The organism is Ruminococcus sp. AM31-15AC, from assembly GCF_003462045.1.
In the GTDB taxonomy this organism is placed as follows: Bacteria; Bacillota; Clostridia; order Oscillospirales; family Ruminococcaceae; genus Hominimerdicola; species Hominimerdicola aceti.
This window is the reverse complement of record NZ_QTYG01000119.1, coordinates 1-1,302: the sequence shown is the minus strand read 5'-3', so window position 1 is coordinate 1,302 and position 1,302 is coordinate 1. Positions and strand designations below refer to the sequence as shown.

Sequence of the window (1,302 nt, the reverse complement as noted above, 5' to 3'; positions counted from 1 at the left end):
TTATTTCAGAAAAAGAACTTGAATTTATTCATAACTATGGTTGCGAAGAATTTGAAAATTTACTAGAAAAGTTCAAAAAGCTGATATAATAAAATCTTAAACAGGGGAATCTATAGTGTGAAAAAACCGCTTAGAAAACAGTTGTTGAAACCTACATAAGAGAAGATAATAAGCTTATTCATTTGGTAATCAACGGCGAAGAGATCATAACGACTGAAATGCACCCGTTTTATGTGAATGATCGTGGCTTTGTCAACGCAGGAGAACTTGCAGTCGGTGATGAATTGCTTGACTCAAACAAAAACATTCTTTTGGTTGAAAATTTTGATGTCGAGTTGACAGATAAACCCGTAAAGGTGTATAATTTTCAGGTAGAAGATTTTCATACATATCACGTTAGTGGATTAGGTGTATTGGTACATAATGCTGGTGATTATTCTAATCTAAAAGATTCAAAATATGTAGGTGAAGGGAAAAAGTTTACAAAGGCTCAAAAAAGACAGATAATACAAGAAAATATGAGACGAAATGGCGGAAAAATAAAATCTGATATGTCAGGAAAAGAACTTGTTCCCGCAACTCAAAGTAAGCTAAACGTAACGCCAGATCCATTGGAAGTTCAAATTGACCACATAAAGCCAAGAAGCAGTGGAGGAAGTAATAGTTATTCTAATGTACAGGTTTTATCAAGAGAAGAAAATATTTTTAAATCAAATAAGTGAGGAAAAATTATGTTTGATATTGATGAAAATACAATGGTAATAACAACTGTAGATATTATTAACAAAAAAAAGAAAGTAGTTTTAGTTTTCCATGATAAAGAAGATGGAATGTGGGAATTTCTGGACGGAGAGGACGTTAGTGAAGAAAGTGCTGCTATAATATCGATTTCGGAAATGGAGCAGATTGATTCTTCTATTGGTGAATTATGTGATCTTCCTCTAGGATGCGGCGCTTTCCGTGATGATGAAACGCAGCCATGGAAATGGTTTGAAATAGAATGACCTCTTTTATTAGTGCCAAACAATAATAAAAGTGAAATTTACTAAGATAAAAAATAATATAGGAAAAATAGTCGATGACCCAGATGACATAATCGAAGGACTTGCAACTGGTGATACTGTTAAGGAATTGTTCAGAGTAAATGTAAGTAACGATAACGGTTTAGTAAATGTTACAACTAGTGTTAAGTCATTAAAGTAGACAATTATTTACATCAAGAATTTTTGATATTAAGGAGAATATTATGCGAGATACAATTAAATCAAAAGAGTATTTTGATGAGTATATTTTGAAAATGTC

General features: G+C 32.0%; 2 protein-coding genes and 1 pseudogene. All 3 read left to right on the top strand.

Going from position 1 to position 1,302, the window contains the following annotated elements; all coding sequences use genetic code 11:
• Window positions 1-122 precede the first annotated feature (122 nt).
• A pseudogene (locus DW793_RS15750) lies at window positions 123-437 on the top strand (polymorphic toxin-type HINT domain-containing protein); the annotation flags it as partial.
• Between the two features lie 81 nt (window positions 438-518).
• Window positions 519-722 carry an HNH endonuclease domain-containing protein gene (locus DW793_RS15745; RefSeq protein WP_353681726.1) on the top strand — a complete coding sequence of 68 codons (204 nt, stop codon included), beginning with the start codon at window positions 519-521 and terminating at the stop codon, window positions 720-722.
• 9 nt (window positions 723-731) lie between these two features.
• Window positions 732-1,004 (top strand): hypothetical protein, encoded by a 273-nt coding sequence (locus tag DW793_RS14250; RefSeq protein ID WP_207659939.1) that lies wholly within the window; start codon window positions 732-734, stop codon window positions 1,002-1,004.
• Window positions 1,005-1,302 lie beyond the last annotated feature (298 nt).

What these genes read in the sequence shown, in the direction of transcription:
- DW793_RS15745 (WP_353681726.1), top strand. Translation starts at nt 519, where the DNA reads ATGAGACGAAATGGCGGAAAAATAAAATCTGATATGTCAGGAAAAGAA.
- DW793_RS14250 (WP_207659939.1), top strand. Translation starts at nt 732, where the DNA reads ATGTTTGATATTGATGAAAATACAATGGTAATAACAACTGTAGATATT.